Source organism: Microcystis sp. M53598_WE2, from assembly GCF_030067735.1.
Taxonomy (GTDB): domain Bacteria; phylum Cyanobacteriota; class Cyanobacteriia; order Cyanobacteriales; family Microcystaceae; genus Microcystis; species Microcystis aeruginosa.
The window spans coordinates 1-4,095 of sequence record NZ_JASJFE010000241.1; the positions used below are offsets into that span (position 1 = coordinate 1).

A 4,095-nucleotide genomic window follows, 5' to 3' on the forward strand; every position below is an offset into this window, starting at 1 on the left:
ACGTTCATCTTATATTTAATTCCACCCACCTACTTAATGTTGGCGGCAAGAATCAGGTTTTCTGTTGGTCTTGCGGTTAGATGACCCAAAATACTGGTTTCAATATAGAGGGTTTCGCTCACGGCAATAAGAGAAAATCTATCCCACGTCTATCCTACTGCATTTAATCTTGGTTTTGAGGGAATTGGGTAACAGCCGTCAACCCAAGCTACAAGATCAGCGTACTGCTACGCAGTGCCTTCGGCATCGCACTACCTCCGCCAAAAGATGAAGCGGCATAACGGTAAAGTGCAGCGGCGGCAGATCCCCTCGAACTCAACACAAGCGGCTTTCGCCCGTCCGCTGCCACGCAGTGTTAGCTGGCTGGCAAGAGCAACCAACCTATCCCGAAACAGGAGCTTTGGGGCTAACTGCAAACTCTAGCTGTGAACGGTAGAAGCAGACATCAAACTCCATAAAGAAGTTCACCTGCCCCAAGATAAGCGGCACGTTGGTAGCTTGTGTCCAGGCAAATACCAGTTGCACGGGATCAAATTGCCCAACGACCGCTTGAGCAAGTACGACACGCGCCTCATATTGAGCCAAATTTCCTGTCAAACTCAGTGCTGTTGTTTGCCGATCCCATTCGTACCCAAGCTCGACTCCTACTGAATATGGTAGTACGTTTACACTTGCTCCAGTGTCCAATAGACCGGATGCTGTGACAGAAGCTTGTCTGTAAAACAGAGTAAAAGGCAAATGCGGACGAAAACTGGCTTCACCTAATGCCGCGTCACCAGAAACAAATGGATATCGCTCAGCGTTACCCATGGTCTTGAGCTTTGGTAGCCTGTAGCACTTTTAACATCGTATCTGCTGCCTCAACCGCATCATAGGGCGACCACACTGGGTAAGCCTGACCCTGTTTAATCAAATCTGTCTCCTGTTGGGCTAGTTCTGAAATCAGGAGCTGCATGATATAAAACTTATCTGAACGACCCAGTTCTCTCAATGCCGAGATTAATTCTGATGAAACCATATAAAATGAAATGCTCTTGTCAAGCTAGGTTTACCCTTTTATTCTAATCGCCCCAACCCGATGCAGTGACGTGCTCGCTGAGCATACACGATACAATATCAGCGATCGCACCGTTAAGTCTCTCATTCTAATTTTGTCTTCTTCAATAACTGTAAAGTGTCCATACCAGTCATCCCGCAATGAGATAACCTTGGCAACTTTCTCAGCGACTACAGATCCAGAAGGTACTCTTATTCTAAACAAAATAATACCAACGCTGGCCGGCAACCTTGAACGAAAGGCGAGTTCTCCAAAATCTTGATCAAATGTCAAGAGAATACGATTTTCTGCCTGGGCGCGACTTAAAACTTCCCGGTCCGAGATTCCGGGGGATTCCACCCTAATCCACAGGACATCATGGACCTTTTGTCGTAGGGCTTCAACCGCATCAAGGGGGAAATTTTCGTTCGCTAGAAAACGCATCAGTTAAGCAGGAATAGCATAGACTTTCTCAGATTTGAGCATTACACTAGCATAGCTAAGACAAGCTTGAATATCTTCTACTGTAATACCTGGGTAGTTTCGCAGAATTTCATCAATACTCCAACCTTGGGCGAGAAGATCGATGATAAATTCAACCGCAATCCTTGTTCCTTTAATGATAGGTTTTCCCACCAAAATATCGGGATTTAGTGTAATTCGAGTTTCCCAGTCCATAGCTACATCATTGAAAGTGTTTTCAAAAAGGTAAAGGCTGCATGGGACGCACCCTATATCTCGTTTTATTATAACAGGATTTGGTATCACAGTTTCAATCAATGTGCATGGTGCGTTCCCCCAAAAATCGATCGGTGAAGCAGTAGGAGCCACATTAGGGAACGCACCCCACCAGATCAGCGTGCTGCTACGCAGTGCCTTCGGCATCGCACTTTGTAAAATGGGTTGAAATATTGCAATAGACTCATTCTCCCGCAATTGTCAAAACCTTTCTGTAGAGTGTTTCGCTAATTCGGAATTCTGCTTTTGAGATTAGCTGATCAACAATCGGTTTAATATTCATAATCAATTCTTTTTGCTTGGCTTCGAGTAAAACGCCCAATATTCCAGTAATATTTAGCCCAAGAGATCGTGCAACTTTGCGTCCTTTTCTTTCATCCAAAATTAATATATCTGCGCCTAATTCTAGCGCTAAAATAATCCCTTCTGATTCTCCTCGGTCTAATTTATTGAGTAGTTGATTAACTTGGTTTTGCTGGGTGACGGGCCGTGTTTCTATCCAAGATAAGGTCATGATTTCAATCGTGCCAGGAACGGCGTAACCTAAACTCGCCATTTCCTCATAAACGGCTTGAGGAATGATAATTGTTCCATAGAGTTGATGCAAAAGGGTTAACTGGTTAACGGCGGCTAGGTTGGTAATGGGTGAGGTGTCACTCACGACGATCATAGTCTGCCTAGTTTTTGTAAGGTTTGGATGTCTTCTTCTAATTCTTCAAGGTCATAATGGACACAAATCTCTCGTAGATTAAGTTCGTGTTGAAATTGGAGGAGGTTCATGCCTGCAAGATGACGGGCTTTGCCGATGCTGATTTTGTCTTGTTTAAAGAGCATGATGGCGATTTCTAGTTTTAGCTCGTCTTCGGAGAGTCCTGATGCGGTCAGTATGTCATTAGGAATAACTACGCTCATAATTTTTAGGGGTTGGCGATTGTCAAATCAGCGATGGTTTTATGATAGCTCGCTTGTGTCTAGTGCCTTGAGGGAGGTTTATGATTTCTCCAATCTCCGTTAAAAAGAAGCAAATATCAAATAATCCTCTTTTAAATAGCAAAAAAAGAGACCCTTGCGGTTCTCCTGTTGTAATACCTTCAATTAAAGCTTAGTTTTTGTCTGCCTGGGTGTGGCGGCGCTTGAAGCCAGCCCCCAGAGCGACGACGGCCCCCAGACCAACGAGGGCAGAGGGTTCCGGGGTGGTGGCGGGAGGAGCAGCATCGCACTTAAACCCACAGCTTTAATAAATGTGCATGGTGCGTTCCCCAAAAATCAATCGCTGGAGCAGTAGGAGTCACATTAAGGAACGCACCCTACAAGATCAGCGATCGCACTACAGCGATTGCGATCGTACTGGAACGTTGAGTTAGACGATTTTTGCATTATTTTTTAATTGCCTCAACGAAGACAATGTTTTCATCGGGATCAAAAGAAACAACCAAGCTATCAAGGCTATTTTGCGGTAATGTTTCAAATAATTCCAATAATTCTTTACTACTGCGAAATATTAGGAACCAATCCATGTAACTTTCCATGTAACCTACATCAGGCAAATTGGGCAAAAAATTTGCTACCAGCATTCGACCGCCAGGCTTTAAAAAACTGAACATCACTTCAATAAGCCGTTGCGCAAGCTTGTCGACTAAATAATCAAACAAACCTGCCGCATAAACAAGCGACAAGCCACTAAATTTAATTTTTCCACTCAACAGTTGCCGAACTGAGCCAACAGATGCTGATACGTTGTAACGACCATATTCACGTTGCATTAGGGCTACACTGTCTTTATCTTGGTCTATTGCGTGAAATCGTCCAATTTTTCCAGTCAAAGCCGATGGACTCAACTCGATTTCACGAAGATGTCCAGCCGCTATCGAAAGAATAAAAGGATTTTCTTCATTCATTACCGTTTCTTCAATACGCAATGCCAACAATTCACGCCGATAACGAACAGCACGAGCGGCAGGTGCGTTACAAGTATATTTTGCAATTTCTAACGCGATTCCTTCAAGCTTAATATCCTTCGCCGTGCCTTCGTTATAGATAAAATCAATTAACTGCGCATCACCTGCATAACCACGTGGCTTATAAAAAGAGTGCGAAGTGAATGGACATAAATGAACCAGATTTTTTATTGGATGTGTCATCAACTCAGAGGTTACAAAATTACGCCAATCATCATCAGAACTGGCAATTCGACGCAACTTTAAACCTTTAACGATTGTGTCCATGCCATTATAAACATCCCCTTGCAAGATAAGTGCATGAGCATTGCTTAAAAACATGTCGAGATTAATTGAGTCCATAATCTTAGTGGTTCTGGAATA

The 4,095-nt window shown here is 43.6% G+C and carries 8 protein-coding genes and 1 pseudogene; all 9 read right to left on the reverse strand.

What is annotated here, in order from left to right; translation table 11 throughout:
• Nucleotides 1-32: 32 nt before the first annotated feature.
• Nucleotides 33-122: pseudogene (locus tag PX636_RS22830) on the reverse strand (type II toxin-antitoxin system VapC family toxin); the annotation flags it as partial.
• A 259-nt stretch (nt 123-381) separates the two neighbouring features.
• Nucleotides 382-810, reverse strand: a complete 429-nt coding sequence (locus PX636_RS05065) for an aspartyl protease family protein (protein WP_002795800.1) — start codon at nt 808-810, stop codon at nt 382-384.
• Entirely contained in the window at nt 803-955 is a 153-nt protein-coding gene (locus PX636_RS05070) for a hypothetical protein (RefSeq protein WP_223210630.1), read from the reverse strand. Before PX636_RS05070 ends, PX636_RS05065 begins: the two co-directional genes overlap by 8 nt.
• Nucleotides 956-1,048: 93 nt before the next feature.
• On the reverse strand, nt 1,049-1,480 hold the full coding sequence (locus tag PX636_RS05075; protein WP_288116391.1) for a DUF5615 family PIN-like protein: 432 nt from the start codon (nt 1,478-1,480) through the stop codon (nt 1,049-1,051).
• Nucleotides 1,481-1,483: 3 nt separating this feature from the next.
• Nucleotides 1,484-1,714 carry a DUF433 domain-containing protein gene (locus tag PX636_RS05080; RefSeq protein WP_002779924.1) on the reverse strand — a complete coding sequence of 77 codons (231 nt, stop codon included), beginning with the start codon at nt 1,712-1,714 and terminating at the stop codon, nt 1,484-1,486.
• Between the two features lie 244 nt (nt 1,715-1,958).
• Complete coding sequence (locus PX636_RS05085) at nt 1,959-2,444, reverse strand: PIN domain-containing protein (protein ID WP_004163648.1); 486 nt, start codon at nt 2,442-2,444, stop codon at nt 1,959-1,961.
• On the reverse strand, nt 2,441-2,686 hold the full coding sequence (locus PX636_RS05090; protein WP_002770883.1) for a UPF0175 family protein: 246 nt from the start codon (nt 2,684-2,686) through the stop codon (nt 2,441-2,443). The genes PX636_RS05085 and PX636_RS05090 overlap by 4 nt, the downstream gene beginning before the upstream one ends.
• 190 nt (nt 2,687-2,876) lie before the next feature.
• Entirely contained in the window at nt 2,877-2,942 is a 66-nt protein-coding gene (locus tag PX636_RS05095; RefSeq protein WP_230400957.1) for a hypothetical protein, read from the reverse strand.
• Nucleotides 2,943-3,150: 208 nt separating this feature from the next.
• On the reverse strand, nt 3,151-4,095 hold a 945-nt coding region (locus PX636_RS05100; RefSeq protein WP_288116392.1), incomplete at its 5' end, for a class I SAM-dependent methyltransferase.